This window comes from Siminovitchia sp. FSL W7-1587, assembly GCF_037963795.1.
GTDB classification, from domain to species: Bacteria; Bacillota; Bacilli; order Bacillales; family Bacillaceae_C; genus Siminovitchia; species Siminovitchia thermophila.
The window spans coordinates 3718998-3738136 of sequence record NZ_CP150169.1 but is presented as its reverse complement, the minus strand read 5'-3'; the positions used below and the strand labels follow the sequence as shown (position 1 = coordinate 3738136).

The following is a 19139-nucleotide window of genomic DNA, read 5'->3' as shown; positions in this document are numbered from 1 at the left end:
TGGTTATCCGCAATCCGTGCAAAAAACTCAGCTAAAGAATCCTGGTACAAAGGCCAACGCTGCGCGGATGCCAATGACCGAAAGAATGACAAAAAATACTCCCATTACCCAAGATGAAATATATTGTGAACGTGGTGACTGGGTAATGCCCCACCGAACAAGGAAAGACCACAGTCCGTTGGACAAATGGAAAGTCGCAGAAAGAATTCCAATGATATAAATGATGAGCATGATTGGATTGGACAAAATGTCCTCCATCATTTGAAAATTCACTTCTGCACCCAGAGCTTTTTGGATACGTGTTTCCCATACGTGCCAGGAAATGAAAAGTAATAGGATAATACCCGAAATTCTTTGCAGTGTGAACATCCAGTTTCTGAAAAAGCTTAATCTGACTGGATTATTGTCTGCGGTAAATGCAATGTAGATCCCGAGAATAGCATGAAACAACAGCGGTATATAGATAACGACAAATTCCAGAATAATGACAAATGGAAGATTTCCGACAAAACCTGCCGCCCTGTTAAATGCTTCTTCTCCCATAGTAGCGAAATGGTTAATGAAAAGGTGCTGCACCAAAAAGACCCCTACCGGTATCACCCCGAGCAATGAATGCAGCCTGCGCCAATAAAACTCATTTTTTCCTGCCACAATGTAACCTCCCTTAGTACTTTGCATGTGCTTTAATCGTTTGTACAAATTATGGATGTCGAATAACACAATTCTTTGTAACAATTATGTGACCATATTACATTCTACTCCCCTGTTCATGGCTCGTCAAGGCAATGGATTCCAATATTCGAAATTCAACGCCCTACAGAATTTTCCCTAAGCTGTTCAAAAATCGTTTATAATAGAAACTAGCATTAGAGAGGGGTATGAATAGTGGAATCTCTAACTAAAAAGGAAAACAAACAACAGGAAGTGCCCATGTTTGCCTACGAACTGCTCAGAGATGTTCTCATTCCGGACTTGCTTGGCGATGACATATTCGAAATCTCTTATTTGGCGGGTAAAAACTTGGCCAGAAAGTTTCCCCTGTTATCAATCGACGAAGCTTTGTCGTTTTTTGCCGAAGCCGGATGGGGTCATTTGCAGATCGTTCATGAAAAAAGAAATGAATACAAGCTTGAATTAAGCGGCTGGATCGTGAAAAGACGGCTGCAAATCAACTCCCAATCTTGTTTCCGCCTGGAATCGGGTTTTATTGCCGAACAAGTACAGTCGATGAAACAAGCATTGGCGGAAGCCTTTGAAGAAATCGACAAAAAACAAATGAAGGTGATCATCACCGTCAGATGGGATAAAAACGACCCGGTAGGTTCGTGAATCCCTTATTTGCGCTATTCGTCAGAAATGCATCCCTTTGGGCACGAAGGAGTAGCCTGCTCTATTTAGAAGCAGGCTTCTTTTCCTGTATCTTTTATTTTTCAGCCGATTGCAAGACGCCTAGTTCAAAAGCGTCATGCAAGCTTTGAGCCGCTTCTGTCATGCAATCTGAATCGACGACGGCAGACACTTTGATTTCAGACGTGCTGACCATTTTGATTTGAATATTTTTATCAGCCAACACTTGGAACATTTTTGCGGCCACTCCCGGATTAGAGACCATTCCGGAACCCACAATTGATACTTTGGCAAGCCCCGTCTCACACTCAATATGCTCAAATCCGATTGCATCCTTTTCTTGTTCCAAAACCTGGACTGCTTCTTGACGGTCCTTATTTTTAATAGAAAAAGACAAGTTTGTTTTTCCACCTTCAATTTGACTTTGAATAATGATATCAACATCAATATGATTTGCCGCCAAAGTAGAGAAAATAGCCGGCAATCCGGTAATTTCATTTGAAAGACCAAAAACGGTCATTCTCGTAATTTGATCTTCAAAAGCAACTCCGCGAACAATGAGATTTTTTTCCATAGATACTTCCTCCTCAATCACAGTTCCTTCTTCATCTTCCACGCTCGAGCGGACTTCCAGGCTGACGTTATGGTTTTTCGCAAATTCAACTGCCCGCGGATGCAATACGCCAGCACCCAAGTTGGCCAATTCCAACATTTCATCATACGAAATGGATGAAAGCTTCCTTGCTTGCGGGACGTAGCGAGGATCAGAGGTGAATACGCCGGTTACATCCGTGCATATGGAACAACGTTCTGCATCAAGGGCCGCTGCAAGTGCCACTGCTGTCGTATCAGAGCCGCCTCTGCCAAGTGTTGTGATTTCCCCATCTTCGGTTACCCCCTGGAAGCCCGCCGCAACAGCAATCTTCCCTTCTTGAAGAATTTCTTCCAGATGGTTGGTTTTTACATCAACGATTCTTGCGTTGCTGTGGACTTTTTCCGTAACAATTCCGGCCTGCCAGCCGGTCAGGGAAACAGCCTGCTCTCCCATTTCAGTCAGCGCCATGGTCAACAAGGAGATGGATACTTGTTCACCTGTCGCCAAAAGCATGTCCATTTCACGCTTTGCCGGGTTGTCTGTTATCTGCCCCGCCAGTCCAAGGAGCTGGTCAGTTGTTTTACCCATCGCAGATACTACGGCGACGACGTTCTTGCCACTTTTCTTGATGTTAATAATCCGCTTCGCCGCCTGCTTGATTTTGTCCGTGGTACTTAATGATGAGCCGCCAAATTTAATGACTACCGTTCCCATTTACATGCCTTCTTTCTTTCTCATAATAAAAAAGCAATGAGAAGCTGCTCTCATTGCTTGTGATACACGATGCCACATCATATCGACGCACAATCTGAGATAGCCCTCCAGCATGAATGTACCTTCATGCTGACAATCCTGCACTTCTTCAATGCAGAACCAGCAAAAATAATGATGGGTCTTATTTTCACTTCGGCGATCCTTCCCTTTCACCATCCTTCTTCGAAGCCCACACTTCTCCAAACGGTTACTCTTTAAGGACCGCACCTCTATCAGTTTGTTAAATTTGAATTATTATAGCATGCAATAATCAAACATTCAACTCTGCTCTTCAAACTTCTCTTTCAGCTTTTCGGCAACAGGCAACGGAATGCCGATATTCGTAAAGTCTTCCAGCGACGCTTCTTTCATTTTTTTCAATGAGCCAAAGTGGCGAAGAAGCAGTTTCTTCCGGGCCGGCCCTATACCCGGCACTTCATCCAATGCGGACTGAAATGCGCTTTTTCCTCTTAGCTGGCGATGAAAAGTAATGGCAAATCGGTGAACTTCATCCTGAATCCGTTGGAGTAAATAAAATTCATGGCTGCTTCTTCCCAATTCCACCACTTCAAGGGGATCGCCGAACAAAAGCTCAGAAGTTCTGTGCTTATCATCTTTGGCCAGCCCCGCAACCGGTATCTCCAGTCCCAGTTCATTGATTAATATATCTTTGGCCGCCTCTATTTGCCCCTTGCCGCCGTCTATTATGATCAAATCAGGCAACGGTAGGTGATCCTTTAACACCCTCGTATACCTCCGCCGGACGACTTCACGCATTGATTCATAGTCATCCGGCCCTTCAACCGTCTTGATTTTGTATTTACGGTATTCTTTTTTATCAGGCCTTCCATCGGTAAAGACAACAAGGGCAGAAACCGGGTCAGTTCCATGTATATGGGAGTTGTCAAATGCTTCTATACGATATGGCGGATAAATGCCCATTGCCTTGCCCAGTTTTTCCACTGCGCCAATCGTCCGTTCTTCATCCCGTTCAATAAGCGCAAATTTGTCATGAAGGGCCATTTTGGCGTTTTTTTCTGCCAACTCCACCAAATCTTTTTTTAGTCCCCTTTTTGGCTTTAACACTTTTGCCCCGACAAGCTGTTCCGCAAGCTCCTCGTCTACCGCTTGGGGAAGAAGAATTTCTTTCGGTTTAAAATGCTGCGGCTGTAAATAAAACTGGCCCAGAAATGTCAAAAACTCTTCCTCTTCCTCGGCATATACCGGAAAAAGGGAAACATCTCTTTCTATTAGCTTGCCATGTCTGATAAAAAAAACCTGCACACACATCCAGCCTTTTTCAATCCAAAAACCAAAAACATCCCGATCTGTAAAATCAGTAGAAATAATCGTTTGTTTTTCCATCGTTGATTCAATATGGGATATTTGATCGCGATATTCTTTGGCCCGTTCAAATTCAAGATTGTTGGAGGCTTCGTACATTTTGTTTTCCAACTCTTTTTTTACATCTTTATAACCACCGTTTAAAAAGCGGGCAATTTCACTTGTCAGTTGTTTGTATGTTTCCTGAGATACTTCATTTACACACGGTGCCAAACATTGCCCCATATGGTAATAAAGGCAAACCCGGTCAGGAAGCGCCCGGCATTTCCGCAAGGGATATATGCGGTCAAGCAACTTTTTCGTTTCATTGGCTGCATAAGCATTCGGATAGGGGCCAAAATATTTCCCTTTATCCTTTTTCACTTTGCGAGTCGTGATCAGCCGCGGATGGCGTTCATTCGTCAGTTTGATATATGGATAGCTTTTATCATCCTTTAAAAGAACATTGTATTTCGGCGAATGCTTTTTGATCAAGTTCATTTCCAAAATGAGTGCCTCAATATCAGATGAGGTGACGATATATTCAAAGTCTTGTATTTCAGATACAAGGCGTTGCGTTTTTGTGTCATGGGCTCCTGTAAAATAAGAACGAACCCTATTTTTTAATATTTTTGCTTTTCCAACATAAATGATTGTTCCATGCCTATCTTTCATTAAGTAACAGCCGGGAAGATCAGGCAAAATTTCCAGCTTATGTTTGATGGCATTATTCATTCAAGTTACCTCCCGGTGCCAAGCGACTGCCCTACGCTCATATCATGTGTGATAAGTTCGGATTAAGCTTCATGCAGCTTCGCGATAAGGTGAAACAAGATTTCCTCATTTAGGGACACGCGTATACGAAAAAAACAAGCTTCCTTTATGCTCTTTCCGCGAGGTAAAAGGACCTTCACATGCTTCCTGAGATTCGGCAACGATGTGAAACAAGTGTCTTCCCCGCTTTCGCTGCGCCGCAAGAGCATACGCATACTGAATGTGCCACCTTGAAATTTTTGTCAAGGCAAACGCTACTGCCCTTAGGGGCGCTTGCATGCTGAGTAAGCTAACTTGAAACACTTGCGATAGCATGCTTCAGGAGCACATGCTTCCTGAGTTGCATTTGACCTTGGTCAGAAAAAAATCCGAGCAATTTCGGCTCGGATTTTCACTTCGGTTTACAAATGTTTGTTGACTAACTCAGCCAATGCTTCTTTTGGCTGAAAGCCGACTGTTTTATCTACTACTTCTCCATCCTTCATGACAAAGAGAGTAGGAATACTCATTACGCCGTATTGGCTGGCTGTTTCCTGGTTTTCATCAACGTTTACTTTGACGATTTTCGCTTTATCTCCCAACTCGCCATCAAGTTCTTCAAGAACGGGAGCAATCATTTTACATGGTCCGCACCATGGCGCCCAAAAGTCGACAAGAACGACTCCACTCCCTGTTTCCGCTGCAAAGTTTTGGTCAGTTGCATTAACTATAGCCATTTTTTTACCTCCTAATAAACTATCCGAAGCTAACGCAAGTATATCATCAGGCAGTGATCCGCGCTAACAATTTGCCTGCACTTTAGTATACCCGAAACAAAAGCATTTACACACGGGGTTTAAGAGGAGGCAACCTTGATTTTCTTGAATTCTTCCGTCAGTAAAGGAACGACTTCGAACAGGTCGCCGACTATGCCGTAGTCCGCCACATTGAAAATGGTGGCTTCGGGATCTTTGTTAATGGCAACAATCACTTTTGAGTTGGACATTCCGGCCATATGCTGGATCGCTCCTGAAATGCCGCAAGCTATATATAAATCAGGCGTTACTACTTTTCCTGTTTGTCCAATTTGCAGGGAATAATCGCAATAATCCGCGTCGCATGCACCACGCGAAGCTCCAACAGCGCCTCCGAGCACATCCGCCAATTCCTTGAGCGGTTCAAAGCCTTCCGCGCTTTTCACTCCCCGTCCACCGGCAACAATGACCTTCGCTTCCGACAAATCAACGCCTTCGCTCGCTTTTGTCACAACTTCTTTCACAATTGTACGAAGGTCTTTTATTTCAACAGTCATCGTTTCCGCATTTCCGGTTTTGGAAGCGTCCTTTACCAAACTATCTATATTATTTGGGCGGATTGTGATCATGAGCGGTTCTTCGGTGCTCACCACTTTTTCAAACGCTTTTCCGGAATAAATCGGGCGGGTAAACGTAAATTCACCGTTCACTTCCTCAATCGCCGTTACATCAGATATTAAACCGGCGCTCATTTTATTCGCTATTTTCGGAGACAGATCTTTCCCCAGCGCCGTATGGCCGAAAACAATTCCCTCTGGCTCTTCTTGATTGACCACTGCCATGAATGCTTGGGAATATCCGTCGGGTGTGTAGTGTTCGAGTTGATCATCTTCGACCACTACGACCCGGTCTGCACCGTATTGAAAAAGTTCATTTGCTTGATCTTTGACCGATTTGCCGATCAGTACAGCCGTTACCTCTCCGCCTGCAGCTATTTTTTTCCCTGCGGCAATCGCTTCAAACGATACGTTTCTCAATATGCCCTCACGCAATTCACCAAGTACCAACACCTTTTTTGCCATCACCTATAACCTCCTGTTTCTCTATATAAGAATCCGAAATCAGTTAAATCACTTTGGTAAGCAAGCCAGCCAATTCTTTCACCTGGTCGGAAATATCCCCCTCCAAAATGCGGCCTGCTTCTTTTTGCGGCGGTAGGAATATTTCAACCGTTTTGGTCTTGGCTGCTACGTCATCTTCATCGAGATCCAAATCATCCAGTTCCAGTTCCTCCAGCGGCTTTTTCTTGGCTTTCATGATTCCAGGCAAAGATGGATAACGCGGATCATTCAGTCCTTGTTGGGCTGTTACGAGCAAAGGAAGCGAAGCTTCTATGGTTTCAGAATCACCTTCTACATCACGGACAATTTTGACGTTTTCACCTTCAATTTCGAGTTTCGTAATCGTTGTCACATATGGTATATCGAGTATGTCGGCAACACGGGGGCCAACTTGTCCGGAACCACCATCAATAGCGACATTACCGGCAAGTATCAAGTCGGGATCCTTGTCTTTTAAATATTCGCCCAAAATGTGCGCGACAGTCGTTTGATCATATTCATCCAGGTCATCTTCGATGTTGATCAAAGCTGCTTTGTCCGCTCCCATGGCAAGGGCGGTGCGCAATTGCTTTTCGGCTTCCTCATCCCCAACCGTTACGACTGTTACTTCCCCGCCGTGGTCGTCACGGACACGGATTGCTTCTTCAATCGCATATTCGTCGTATGGGTTGATGATAAACTCGGCCCCTTCTTCATCAATCTGGCCGTTAGAAATCGTAATTTTCTCTTCCGTATCAAATGTTCTTTTCATCAGTACAAAAATGTTCATTCTATGACCCTCCCAGTCTTTGAAAATCAAAAGTTGCTATTCTCCTATAAATTTGGGCTCCCTTTTCTCAATAAACGCCGAGATGCCTTCCTTTCCATCGTTTGAATCAAAAAGTTCGCCAAATCTCTTGGCTTCCAGTTTCAGCCCTTCTTCAAACCGTCCGCCATGGTAAAGCAACTCGATGGCCGCCTTTAAAGAGAGTGGACTCTTTTGCGCGATTAGATGTACCATTTCTTTTGCCTTTTCCAGCAATTGCTCTTCCGGATAAGCATGATTGGCCAGTCCCCATTTAACTGCTTCATCCCCCGTGAGCGGAGTACTTGTAAATAACATTTCAGCCGCCTTTGCAGTTCCCACATAGCGCGGCAACCGCTGTGTTCCCGCAAAACCGGGGATCAGCCCCAATTGCAGTTCCGGAAGCCCAAGTTTAGCGTTTTCACTTACAAGCCTGATATGACATGCCATGGCGAGCTCTAGACCACCCCCAAGCGCAGCGCCATGTATTGCAGCGATAACCGGTTTTGAAAAGTTCTCAATCTTTTCCAAGACTTCCTGTCCGTTTTGGGCGAGACCAGTAAAGGCTTCCCCACTTTCAACCGCTGTGAATTCTTTAATATCGGCACCGGCAGAAAAGAAACGGCCTTCGCCATACAAAAGAATTGCCCTTATTTCCGAATCATGTTCAAGGTCTTCGAACACGCTCGCAAGCTCCTGCATCACTTGCCGAGACAATGCGTTCGCGGGCGGACGTTCAATCTTTAGGATCGCTGCATTCCCCTCTTTAGTGACAGTGATGAACTCCATTATGTAGTCCTCCTTCTTTATACACTGCTTTTTAATTTACACCCATACAGGATTAATTCATGTACTTTCGGGGCAAGCGCAACCAAATCATACTTATGTTCATTCAAAACCCACGTTGTGGCTGTTTCATCCATCGTGCCAAAGATCATTTGCCTTGCAAGCCGGATATCCAAGTCGGCGGCCAACTCCCCGTTTTCTTTTCCGAAAACCAATATATGGTCGATCACTTCTAAATATTCTTTTAGCACTTCGTTAATTTTAAAGCGGAGCGCCTTATTGGATTGCCGCAATTCAAGCTGGGTCACGATGGCCAAGTATTGGTCTTCGGATAAAATCCGAAAGTGGTTTTGAATCATTACTAATAATTTCTCTGCTGCCGTTTTTTTTCCTGCTGTTACTTCATTTATTTTTTGTACAAACATGCCCATTTTCTCTCTAAAGACGGATATGAGAACATCCTCTTTGTTTTTAAAGTAAAGATAGATTGTGCCATCAGCGACTCCGGCCTGGCGGGCAATTTTAGAAATTTGGGCCTGATGGTAACCATTTTCGGCTATTACTACCACAGCCGCCTCAATAATTTGTTTATATTTCGGTCTGTTTCTTTTCACATGTTTCACCTTTCCGCACCATAAAATGAATGATTGTTCATTCATCATTCTATCCTAAAGGTTCATTTTTCATCTGTCAAGCAATACCGTGCAGAAGAAAAGAGCCCGCCGGCTCCAGCAATACGCCTTTTTCATTGTCCAACAAACCAAGGGAAAATCGCTGTGAAGTTTTCTTATATGTGATAAAAAAATCGTCCGTCCGATCTATCCAAGCTTTTCATCTTGCGCCTGATTTTTTTGCTCTTCCTCTACTAATACTCGGCGCAAGACCTTTCCTACGGCTGTTTTGGGCAATTCATCCCGGAATTCATATATTCTTGGTACTTTGTATGCGGCGAGATGCTTTCTGGCATATTCATCAAGTTCCTTTTCTGTCGACGTCATTCCTTCCCTGAAAACGATATAGGCTTTCACCGTTTCACCTCTGTAAGGGTCGGGAACACCGGCAACTACCACTTCTTGAATCGCTGGATGTTCGTACAGTATCTCTTCGATCTCACGCGGGTAAATGTTAAATCCACCGGCAATAATCATATCTTTTTTCCGGTCAACGACGTAAAAATAACCTTTTTCATCCATATACCCGAGATCGCCGGTTAATAACCAACCGTCTTTAAATGTTTTTTCCGTTTCCTCGGGCATGTTCCAATAGCCTTTCATGACTTGGGGACCCTTAACAGCAATTTCCCCCACTTCCCCCGGCGGGAGCGGGCTGCCCGTTTCCATACATAGGATTACTGCATCTGTATCGGGCCAAGGCACTCCGATACTTCCTTTTACCCTGTCTTTTGCCCACAAGAAGTTGGCATGGGTTACAGGGGATGTTTCTGTCAGGCCGTATCCCTCTACAAGCTTTCCACCAGTGATTTTCTCAAATCTTTCTTGTACCTCTACTGGAAGCGGTGCAGAGCCGCTAATACATGATTCAATGGAAGAGAGATCGTATTTTTTAATATCCGGATGGTTTAAAAGCCCGATATACATCGTTGGCGCCCCTGGAAAAAGCGTTGGCTTTTGTTTATGGATTGTTTTCAACGTTGTTTCGACATCAAACTTTGGCAGAAGAATGATCTTGTACCCTTGCATTACGCCTAAAATAAGCACTGTCGTCATTCCATATACGTGAAAGAATGGCAGGATGCCAAGAATGCTTTCTTCTCCTTTTTTCATCTTGTACAGCCATGCGTCACATGCAGTCGCATTGGCAATCAAGTTTTTGTGGGTGAGCATAACCCCCTTCGGTTTTCCAGTTGTTCCCCCCGTATATTGAAGGAGTGCCAGATCGTTTTCAAAATCAAGATCCGTTGTGACCGGTTCTGCTGTTGACTGGGCCATAACTTTTGGAAAAAGGTGCTGGCTGCCTTCATGTTGGACATTCACAACCATTCCGGTCTGCCTCTTTTGAATAAAAGGATAAATAAAATTCTTCGGGAAAGGCAGATAATCCTTGATAGCGGTTACAATAATATGTTGTAAATTCGTTTCCTTTTTGACTTTGGCGACTCTGGGATAAAGCAAGTCGAGAGCGATGATTACGATGGCCCCTGAGTCTTTCATTTGGTATTCCAATTCCCGTTCGGTGTACAACGGATTCGTCTGTACGACGATGGCTCCGGTGTATAAAATGCCATAATAGCTGATAAACGCTTGCGGACAGTTGGGAAGCATGATTGCGACACGGTCGCCTTTTTTCACACCAAGGCTTGTCAAGTAATTGGCCATTTTGAGAGAACTTTCATACACTTCTTTATATGACATTTCCTTGCCCATAAAATGAATGGCCGTTTTATCCGGATAACGTTGTGCAGCTTCCGTTAAATATTGCTGGACCGGCTTCTCTTCATATGTGAGCGTTTTCGGAATTTCGTCAGGGTAATGCTCTAACCATGTTTCATACAAGTATAGTCCCCCTTTTCATAAACAGAAAATTTAAACTTATGCTTATTATATTACAATAAAATCTTACATACAACGAATTACATTATTTATAGAATAAAAGAAACGCAAAAAACCGCTTCGGTAAAAAGCGGTTTTACATACGGACTAAATATATAACTCCTACCAATACGAAAATTGCACACACGACAAATAGTACTTTTGCCAGTTTTTCCACCGTTTCCTCCTTAATATATGCCGGCACCAATGACGAATGACAATCCGATCGATATGACCATTGAAATCAAGCCAACAGCGGGGTTGCCCTGTTCAATTTCTTCGTCAATTTTAAACTTCGGCGTTAAAAATTCAAATATAAAATATCCCGTCAACAACAGTAAAAAGCCAAACATTCCCCAGCCAAGCATGACGAACAATCCATCATGATGCAAAATGGAATGTCTGAAAATATTGGCGATCCCAAAAATTTTCCCGCCGGTAGCCATTGCCACCGCCACGTTTCCTTTCTTGATCTCTTCCCAATTGTTGTACTTCGTTACAACCTCAAATATAAATAGGAAGACCACGATACAAAGAACCGTAACACTATAGTAACCTGCCGTTTGGACATAATTGTTTTCCCAAAACGAGCCCAAGATCATCGCTCCTTTTTTGTTTTGGAAGAGTGTGGCTTCATCTAAATTCAACAATGGTCACACCGCTACCGCCTTCTCCCGCTTCTCCCAATCTAATACGTTTCACAGCGCGATGACGTTTCAATAATTCGGAAACTCCTGTACGAAGAGCCCCGGTCCCTTTCCCATGGATGATCGATACACGGGGATAATTGGCTAAAAGTGCGTCATCCAAATATTTCTCGACCTTCCGAAGGGCATCTTCATATCTCTCCCCGCGAATATCCAGTTCTACTCCGACATGGTAGTCCTTTCCTTTAATGGAAGCGAGCGGCTTCGGCTCTTTCTTTGGCTCGGATTGAATGAATTCCATGTCTTTTTCCGCCACTTTTATTTTCATGATGCCTGCCTGAACTTGCCACTCGTGTTGACCGGTTTTTTCAAGCAATATGCCTTTCTGGTTCAAGGTGGCGATTTTTACTTCATCACCAGGCTTAAATGAGCGTGCTTTTAGGTTGGACTTCACTGTTTCCTGCCCATCACCCATTTGCGGAACAGCCGTTTCCAACCTTCTTCTTGCCTCAATAAGCTCATGTTCCTTGGCCCCTGCTCCACTCGCCAGCCTCATTTGGCGGAGTTCCTTTATGATTTCTTCCGCTTCAGCTTTTGCTTTCTCAATGACTTCAGAAGCTTTTTGCTCCGCTTTTTCATACAACTCTTGTTTTCTTGACTGAAATTCGGACATCTGCTGTACAAGATCCTTATGCAGCTTTTCCGCCTGCTTTAAATGAGCCATTGCTTCTTCATATTTTCTTTCTGCTTCATGTCTGCTTTTTTCCAGTGAAGCAATCATATTTTCCACTTCGTTGCTCTCGGCGTTAATCAATGATTTTGCATAATCAATGATCCGATCCGAAAGCCCCAGCCTCTTCGATATTTCAAAGGCGTTGCTTCTGCCGGGAACACCGATTAACAGTTTATATGTCGGACGCAGCGTTTCAACATCGAACTCGACGCTGGCATTCACAACCCCTTCCCGGTTATAAGCATAAGCTTTTAGCTCCGGATAATGGGTCGTTGCAATAACGCGCGCTCCGCGCTTATAAACGTCATCCAGGATCGAGATGGCAAGAGCGGAACCTTCTTGTGGATCCGTACCGGCACCCAATTCATCAAAAAGAACGAGACTTTCTTCGTCTGCTTTTTTCAGAATGTCAACGATATTGACCATGTGAGAGGAGAAAGTACTTAAGCTTTGCTCAATGGACTGCTCGTCTCCAATATCAGCATAAATCTGTTGGAAAACGGCTGTTTCGGAGCCTTCTGATACAGGAAGAAATAATCCGGCCTGCGCCATTACCGTTAAAAGTCCGGCCGTTTTCAACGTGATCGTTTTTCCTCCGGTGTTTGGGCCAGTAATGACAATGGTTGAATATTCCTGGCCAAGAGATATATCGTTCGGAACCACTTCATCTGCGGGAATCAGCGGATGTCTCGCACGGTATAGATGGATAACGCCCTTTTTGTTAATGTTTGGGCGAGTAGCTTGTATGTCTTTCGCAAATCGTGCTTTTGCAAAAATAAAGTCCAGTGATTCCATGATATCCACCAAAAGTTGCAGATCATCGGCAAACTCTGACACATTTGCTGAAATCTCCATCAAAATCCGTTCAATTTCCCTGTCTTCCCTTAATGCGAGTTCGCGAAGTTCATTGTTTAAGTCAACGACAGCCTGCGGTTCGATAAAAAGGGTTTGTCCGGAAGAAGATTGATCATGGACGATTCCAGGATAATTTGCACGGTATTCCTGCTTCACCGGGATGACGTACCGCTCATTTCTGATCGTAATAATCGCGTCTGAAAGCATTTTTTGTGCATTTCGGACGAAACTATCGAGCTTTTCCTTGATTTTTCTTTCATTTCTCCGCATTTGCTGCCGGATATTTCTGAGCGCATCACTTGCTGAATCAAGCACGGCGCCCCCGTCGTCTATCGCATTTCGGATTTCTTTTTCAAGCTCACTCATGGTGACGATGTCATTCACTTTTTCTTCCAGTATGGGGATCTCCACTTCATTTTCAAGCAAAGATTCAATAAAGCGTTTTATCGTCCGCCCTGCCCGTATCATATCAGCTATTTGAACAAGTTCCGCCGGGTTCAAAACTCCTCCGATTGCCACCCGTTTAAGATGCGGTCTGATATCATGGATACCGCTTAATGGCGCATGGCCCCTAAGTCGCAAAACAGTGGAAGCCTCATCAGTTTCCTGCAAAAGCATGGAAACTTCCTCAAATGAGGTGGAAGGTTTAAGTGTTCTGATTTGTTCTGCCCCGAGCGTTGAAGAAGCAAATGGTTCCATTCGGGAAAGAATTTTATCAAATTCTAATGTTTTTAATATCTTTTCGTTCATGGGGTAAAACATCACTCTCCCATTATTAATCGCCGCGTTTTAAGAAGGCAAGCAGCTCGTCTTTTTTCCATGTGTTTATAACAGATCCCGGACGGATCCAGCCTTTTTTCGCATATGATACGCCGACATCCATATATTCCAAATGACTGATGTTGTGCGCATCCGTGTTGATGACGATCTTCACTCCGGCTTCCTGGGCTTTTTGGAGATGACTGTACGCCAAATCAAGCCTTGCCGGATTGGCATTCAATTCAAGCACCGTATCCGTTTCTTTGGCCAATTCGATCAGCATGTCCATGTCTACCTCATAACCGTCACGCCTTCCAATCAAGCGCCCTGTCGGATGGGCAATGATATCGACATGCGGGTTTTGCAAGGCATTTGTTAAGCGTTTCATTATTTGGGACTTGGGCTGAAAAAAACTGGAATGGATAGAGGCAATGACAATATCAAGCTCAGAAAGGAGCTCATCTTCAAAGTCTAGTCTTCCATCCGGCAATATATCCATCTCGATTCCAGATAAAATGAAAATATCGTCATATTTTTCATTTAAGGCTTTGATTTCTTCATTTTGCTTTCTCACCCGGTCGGGCGTAAGGCCGCCTGCAACCCGCAAAAATTCGGAATGGTCCGTAATGGCCATATATTCATACCCTTTTTTTCTGCATGCTTCGATCATTTCTTCAAGGGAATAGGCGCCATCCGACCAAGTCGTATGCATATGAAGATCACCTTTTATATCGGCTAATTTGATCAACTGTTTTGCTTCCGAAAAATGTTCAATTTCTTTTCCATTCATCCTGATTTCAGGAGGAATCCAAGGTAACTGAAAATGTTTGAAAAATTCTTTTTCTGTCTGAAACGTCTCCACTTTGCCCGTTTCAGTGTTTTCCACTCCGTACTCGCTAATTTTTTCGCCCCGTTCTTTGGCAATTTGGCGCATCCGGACATTATGTTCGGCAGATCCTGTAAAGTGGTGTAGGGCCGTGGCAAATTCGCTCGGTTTAACGATCCGGAAGTCAACAGAGATTGTATAATCGGCTTGCAGGTGCAAGGTTACTTTCGTATCTCCGCTCACAGCGGCTTCTCCATCCAATTTCAGCAATTGTTCTTTTACAGCCTTGGGATGCTCTGTCGCTATGACAAAGTCCAAATCCTTGATTGTTTCCGATAAGCGCCGTAAACTGCCGGCCCGGGAAAATTGCTTGATTTCTTTGACTTCTTTTAAATAGGACTCTATTTGCTCAGCAAATGGAAGCATATAAGCAATCGGGAAGCGGTCAGGCTGTCTGCCCATTTGTTCAAGAGCGTCTTTAATGTTTTCTTCTGTTTTTTTCCCAAAGCCTTTCAGCTTCCTGAGCTTTCCGGCAGCGCATACTTCTCGTAAAGACTCCACGTCTGTGACATTTAATTCCTTATAGAGCCTTGCGATCGTTTTACCGCCAAGCCCCGGAATTTGCAGCAGCGGAATCAAGCCTTTTGGAACTTCTTCCTGAAGTTGCTCAAGAACGGAAGAAACACCATCTTCCACAAATTCCTCGATAACAGCGGCCGTTCCTTTCCCAATCGCCGGAATTTCGGTGAAATTTGTTATCTCGGAAAGGCTCCGGTCATCTGCTTCCAGCGAGGCAGCCGCTTTTCTAAAAGCAGCTGTTTTAAAAGGATTTTCCCCTTTTAACTCCATGTATATTGCAATCTTTTCCAATAAACGAATCACATCTTTTTTGTTGATTCCCATATTTATGTCACCAACCGTTCTCATTCTCCTGCCTATCATTGTAGCAAATTAGCAAGACAAAAGAAAAACCTCTCTTTGCGCAAAGAGAAGCTTAGCTTTTAATGTAGTTAAACCACATATTCTTGACCTCGCCGGAAAGGAAAGGGGTGTAATGGATGATCCATTTGGCGAGGATGGATTGATCGAGAGCATCCTGGATATTGGAAATCGGCAATAGGGCCCCAATATATAAAAGGATGAACAGCAAAATATAGATTTCCAAAAAGCCCAGTATGCCCCCAGCCCAGACATTCAGTGTCTTTAAAATTGGAAAGCTGGCGACAAAATCCAATGCCGAACCAATGATCCCAAGGATAATACGAACAGCAATAAAAAGGATGACAAAAGCAATGGCCCGATAAAATGCTTCATCAGCGCCCGCTCCATCCAATAGTATTTTCATAGTTTGTCCATGATCAAAATCAGGGTAAGGAACCCAAAGTTTCAATTTTGGTGCCAAATCATCATAATAAATGTATGCGACGATAAAAGATATGATAAAGCCAACCATGTGAATAAGCTGCAAGATAAATCCTCTTCGCAACCCAACGAAAAAACCGGTGGCCAATAGAATCAATAATACTAAATCCAACATGAAAAGCTCATTCCTTTAAGCGTTCAAGCTCTTTTTCCAAATGTTCGAAGCGCTCGTGCAGTTTAATATAATCATGAACGGCATTGACAGCCGTTAGTACAGCTAGTTTGCTTGTATCGAGATCTGGATTCGCCGAGCGAATCTCATACATCTTCTCATCCACCAATCGGGCCACTTTTTTTACATGTGCTGACGTTTCCGTCCCCGTAATGATATAATGTTGGCCATAGATTGTAACAGGAGTGCGGATTTTTTGATTTCCCGACAAATCGGATGCCTCCATTTCCTAAAGAAATCCCACTTTCTTATCATATCACGAATAAAAATAGATGGGAATAGATGTCTAAATTTGTTTATTCCTGATCTTTCATGTAAGGGAGCAATGGATATGGCAAATATTGTTATTCAAGCAAAGCGAGCAGAAATAGATAAAATGAAAGAATACTACCGTCCATTTTTAAAAGACACTTCTCCTCCAGGCAGTGTTTTTTCTGCAAAAAAAGGCGGATGCACGATCACGGCCTACCGTTCGGGAAAAGTAATGTTTCAAGGTGTTGGACGTGAAGGGGAAGCTGGAAAGTGGGCGAACCTACACGATCTGCCAACGGCTACAAAGCCGAGAAAAGCTTCCGGGACTCCGCTTCCGGAAAACATTACCAACCTTTCGGTCATCGGATCGGATGAAGTCGGTAAAGGAGATTATTTCGGCCCGCTCGCTGTCGTGGCAGCCTATGTAAAAAAAGAGCATATTCCTCTTTTAAAGGAACTTGGTGTAAAAGACTCCAAGCACTTATCAGACAAGCAAATTACGGACATCGCCAAAGATCTTCTCACGTTTATTCCCTACAGCTCGTTAAAGCTCAATAACAAAAAATACAACGAGGCGCAGGCGTCTGGAATGACGCAAGGAAAAATGACGGCCATCCTGCACAACCGGGCTCTCTTGCATGTTTTGGAAAAAATAGCACCGGAAAAGCCGGAAGCGATCTTGGTTGACCAGTTTGCGGAAGCCCAAATATATTTCCGCCATTTAAAGGGGCAAGAAACAATTTTAAAAGAAAATGTCTACTTCAGTACAAAAGCAGAAAGTATCCACCTTGCTGTTGCCGCCGCTTCCATTTTGGCGAGGTACTCCTTTTTGCAAGCAATGGAGCAATTAAGCAAAAAAGCCGGTTTTTCCCTTCCGAAAGGGGCCGGCTCCATCGTGGATGTTGCGGCCGCCAGGCTGATAAGGAATAAAGGTTTGGGCGCTTTGTCCGAATTTGCCAAAGTGCATTTTGCCAATACTGAAAAAGCGAAGAAAATAGCGGGGATTTCATAGTGCGAAAAGGGGCGCCGATTAATCAGGCGCCCAGTTCAATTCAAGGTGTAAAAGCTTATCATCATTTGCGGCAGGTGTTCCCCTGCCATCCGTATTGTTTGTTATAAAAAACAAATCATTTTTCTCTATGAATATATCTCTAGTCCTCCCTTGTCCCGTTTGAAAAACATCGGCCTTTCCGCTTGATAAATCATATTGAAAGACTGCCTGGCCCCGGAGCCCCGCAATGTAAAGCCTGCCGTTGGCATAGGCGATGCCTCCAGGCGCCCACGTCTTTTCGCCTGTGTGAAACATCGGGGTTTCCATTCCTGCTTGCTGCTCATCCCCCTGGATGACAGGCCAGCCATAGTTTTTTCCGGGTTCGATTTGATTTAATTCATCATGTGCGCTTGATCCATGCTCTGAAGCATACATATTTCCATTATCATCCCAGGTGATGCCTTGCGGGTTGCGGTGGCCATACGAATAAACGGGAGAGTTTGGAAATGGATTATCAGAAGGGATCGTTCCATCCATTTCAACCCTTAATATTTTTCCGGCCAAGCTGTTTACATCTTGGGCTAAATCAGGTGCGGAGGCGTCCCCTGTTGTTATAAACACTTTTCCGTCCGGCCCGATCTTTATCCTGCCGCCATCATGAATGTGAGCCCCCGGTATTCCCTCCAGTATGCTATCCGTTTCCATCCAACCGTCCGCCTCTTTTTTCAACCTTATAAGCCTGTTGAAAATGTCTCCATTTTCTTCATAATGGTAGGCGAATGCTTCCAAATCCGTATTCGGGATAAGCTCCAGTCCAAGGAAACCCGCCTCTCCCCCGGTAAATATATCCTTTGTGGTCATGACAGGCAGCCGGCTATATTCCCCGCTTTCTGGATCTACGGAAACAATCGCGCCATTCCTTTCACTTATATAAAACTGGCTCCCTTTCTTTGTAATCGACCACGGTACGGATAGATGATCGGCAATAACTTCAGGAGCAACCCTTCCGGAAGCCGGCGCTTCTTCTTTTCGTTCGGCGCTTTCGTTCTGCTCCTGCTCTTTTTTAGAGCAAGCGGCTACAACAAACAATATCATCAATACATACCATACCTTTTTCATAACCGATCCCTCCATGGATAAAGTGAAACTTCTAGCCGCGGCGAGCTTTTACGCCGCTGACTGTGAGTTGAGCCAATCGGGCGATTACTGGCAGTTGATTTCAATGAAAAACCTTGCTATTTTACAAATCAGTTTAAATAGAAGTCTTACTGCAAGTTAACGCCGGATAAGGTGAAACTTCTAGCCGCGGCGAGCTTTTACGCCGCTGACTGTGAGTTGAACCAATCGGGCGATTACTGGCAGTTGATTTCAATGAAAAACCTTGCTATTTTACAAATCAGTTTAAATAGAAGTCTTACTGCAAGTTAACGCCGGATAAAGTGAAACTTCTAGCTGCGGCGAGCTTTTACACCGCTGATTGTGAGTTGAGCCAATCGTAAGTTACTGTGGGGACTTCAGCTAATCGTTCGTTGGCCAATTGCGATTGCTGGCTGGAGGCTTCAGCTATTGTTAGTTAAGGCAATCGGCAGTTACTGGCTGTTGCTCTCCTCTTCCCATTATTGTTTTACCCAGATGGCGAAGTGGGGATCTTGCTGCTGATCAATCTGATTCATGTTAAAATACAGAAAAAGAAAAATGCCGACTGAAGGAGATTAT

General features: G+C 44.0%; 17 protein-coding genes and 1 riboswitch. Of the genes, 2 read left to right on the top strand and 15 right to left on the bottom strand.

Features of this window, described 5'->3' with window-relative positions:
* Positions 1-27: 27 nt before the first annotated feature.
* A complete protein-coding gene (locus NST31_RS17680; protein ID WP_077110152.1) occupies positions 28-651 on the bottom strand; it encodes a succinate dehydrogenase cytochrome b558 subunit in 624 nt (207 codons plus the stop codon).
* Between the two features lie 234 nt (positions 652-885).
* Between NST31_RS17680 and NST31_RS17675 the strand changes: the two genes are divergently transcribed.
* Positions 886-1329, top strand: coding sequence for a YslB family protein (locus tag NST31_RS17675; RefSeq protein ID WP_321189656.1), 444 nt, complete (start codon positions 886-888; stop codon positions 1327-1329).
* Between the two features lie 94 nt (positions 1330-1423).
* Here the strand turns inward: NST31_RS17675 and NST31_RS17670 are convergent, their stop codons facing one another.
* The 13 genes from NST31_RS17670 to zapA form a co-directional block, all read right to left on the bottom strand.
* The gene (locus NST31_RS17670; RefSeq protein ID WP_339162316.1) at positions 1424-2656 is read right to left on the bottom strand and encodes an aspartate kinase; all 1233 of its coding nucleotides are present in this window, start codon (positions 2654-2656) and stop codon (positions 1424-1426) included.
* A 92-nt stretch (positions 2657-2748) separates the two neighbouring features.
* Positions 2749-2936, bottom strand: a riboswitch (Lysine riboswitch).
* Between the two features lie 38 nt (positions 2937-2974).
* Positions 2975-4753, bottom strand: a complete 1779-nt coding sequence (gene uvrC, locus NST31_RS17665; RefSeq protein WP_339162313.1) for an excinuclease ABC subunit UvrC — start codon at positions 4751-4753, stop codon at positions 2975-2977.
* A 440-nt stretch (positions 4754-5193) separates the two neighbouring features.
* Complete coding sequence (trxA, locus tag NST31_RS17660; protein WP_077110148.1) at positions 5194-5508, bottom strand: thioredoxin; 315 nt, start codon at positions 5506-5508, stop codon at positions 5194-5196.
* 119 nt (positions 5509-5627) lie between these two features.
* A complete protein-coding gene (locus tag NST31_RS17655) occupies positions 5628-6608 on the bottom strand; it encodes an electron transfer flavoprotein subunit alpha/FixB family protein (RefSeq protein ID WP_077110147.1) in 981 nt (326 codons plus the stop codon).
* 43 nt (positions 6609-6651) lie between these two features.
* Positions 6652-7416, bottom strand: a complete 765-nt coding sequence (locus tag NST31_RS17650; protein WP_077110146.1) for an electron transfer flavoprotein subunit beta/FixA family protein — start codon at positions 7414-7416, stop codon at positions 6652-6654.
* Positions 7417-7452: 36 nt separating this feature from the next.
* Entirely contained in the window at positions 7453-8220 is a 768-nt protein-coding gene (locus tag NST31_RS17645) for an enoyl-CoA hydratase (RefSeq protein ID WP_339162309.1), read from the bottom strand.
* Positions 8221-8237: 17 nt separating this feature from the next.
* Entirely contained in the window at positions 8238-8831 is a 594-nt protein-coding gene (locus tag NST31_RS17640; RefSeq protein ID WP_077110230.1) for a TetR/AcrR family transcriptional regulator, read from the bottom strand.
* A gap of 204 nt (positions 8832-9035) precedes the next feature.
* Positions 9036-10730: a long-chain-fatty-acid--CoA ligase gene (locus tag NST31_RS17635; RefSeq protein ID WP_339162306.1), complete on the bottom strand. Its 1695-nt coding sequence runs from the start codon at positions 10728-10730 to the stop codon at positions 9036-9038.
* A gap of 224 nt (positions 10731-10954) precedes the next feature.
* Complete coding sequence (locus NST31_RS17630; RefSeq protein ID WP_139345567.1) at positions 10955-11362, bottom strand: DUF350 domain-containing protein; 408 nt, start codon at positions 11360-11362, stop codon at positions 10955-10957.
* 37 nt (positions 11363-11399) lie between these two features.
* On the bottom strand, positions 11400-13751 hold the full coding sequence (locus NST31_RS17625) for an endonuclease MutS2 (protein ID WP_339162302.1): 2352 nt from the start codon (positions 13749-13751) through the stop codon (positions 11400-11402).
* Between the two features lie 25 nt (positions 13752-13776).
* Positions 13777-15489, bottom strand: a complete 1713-nt coding sequence (gene polX / locus NST31_RS17620) for a DNA polymerase/3'-5' exonuclease PolX (protein ID WP_339165605.1) — start codon at positions 15487-15489, stop codon at positions 13777-13779.
* Positions 15490-15580: 91 nt separating this feature from the next.
* The gene (locus NST31_RS17615; RefSeq protein WP_339162299.1) at positions 15581-16123 is read right to left on the bottom strand and encodes a CvpA family protein; all 543 of its coding nucleotides are present in this window, start codon (positions 16121-16123) and stop codon (positions 15581-15583) included.
* A 7-nt stretch (positions 16124-16130) separates the two neighbouring features.
* Complete coding sequence (gene zapA / locus NST31_RS17610; protein ID WP_339162296.1) at positions 16131-16391, bottom strand: cell division protein ZapA; 261 nt, start codon at positions 16389-16391, stop codon at positions 16131-16133.
* Positions 16392-16511: 120 nt separating this feature from the next.
* Between zapA and rnhC the strand changes: the two genes are divergently transcribed.
* The gene (gene rnhC / locus NST31_RS17605) at positions 16512-17444 is read left to right on the top strand and encodes a ribonuclease HIII (protein WP_077110141.1); all 933 of its coding nucleotides are present in this window, start codon (positions 16512-16514) and stop codon (positions 17442-17444) included.
* Between the two features lie 18 nt (positions 17445-17462).
* On the opposite strand, the gene NST31_RS17600 is transcribed toward rnhC, so the two are convergent.
* The gene (locus tag NST31_RS17600) at positions 17463-18542 is read right to left on the bottom strand and encodes a PQQ-dependent sugar dehydrogenase (RefSeq protein ID WP_339162294.1); all 1080 of its coding nucleotides are present in this window, start codon (positions 18540-18542) and stop codon (positions 17463-17465) included.
* Between the last annotated feature and the right edge of the window lie 597 nt (positions 18543-19139).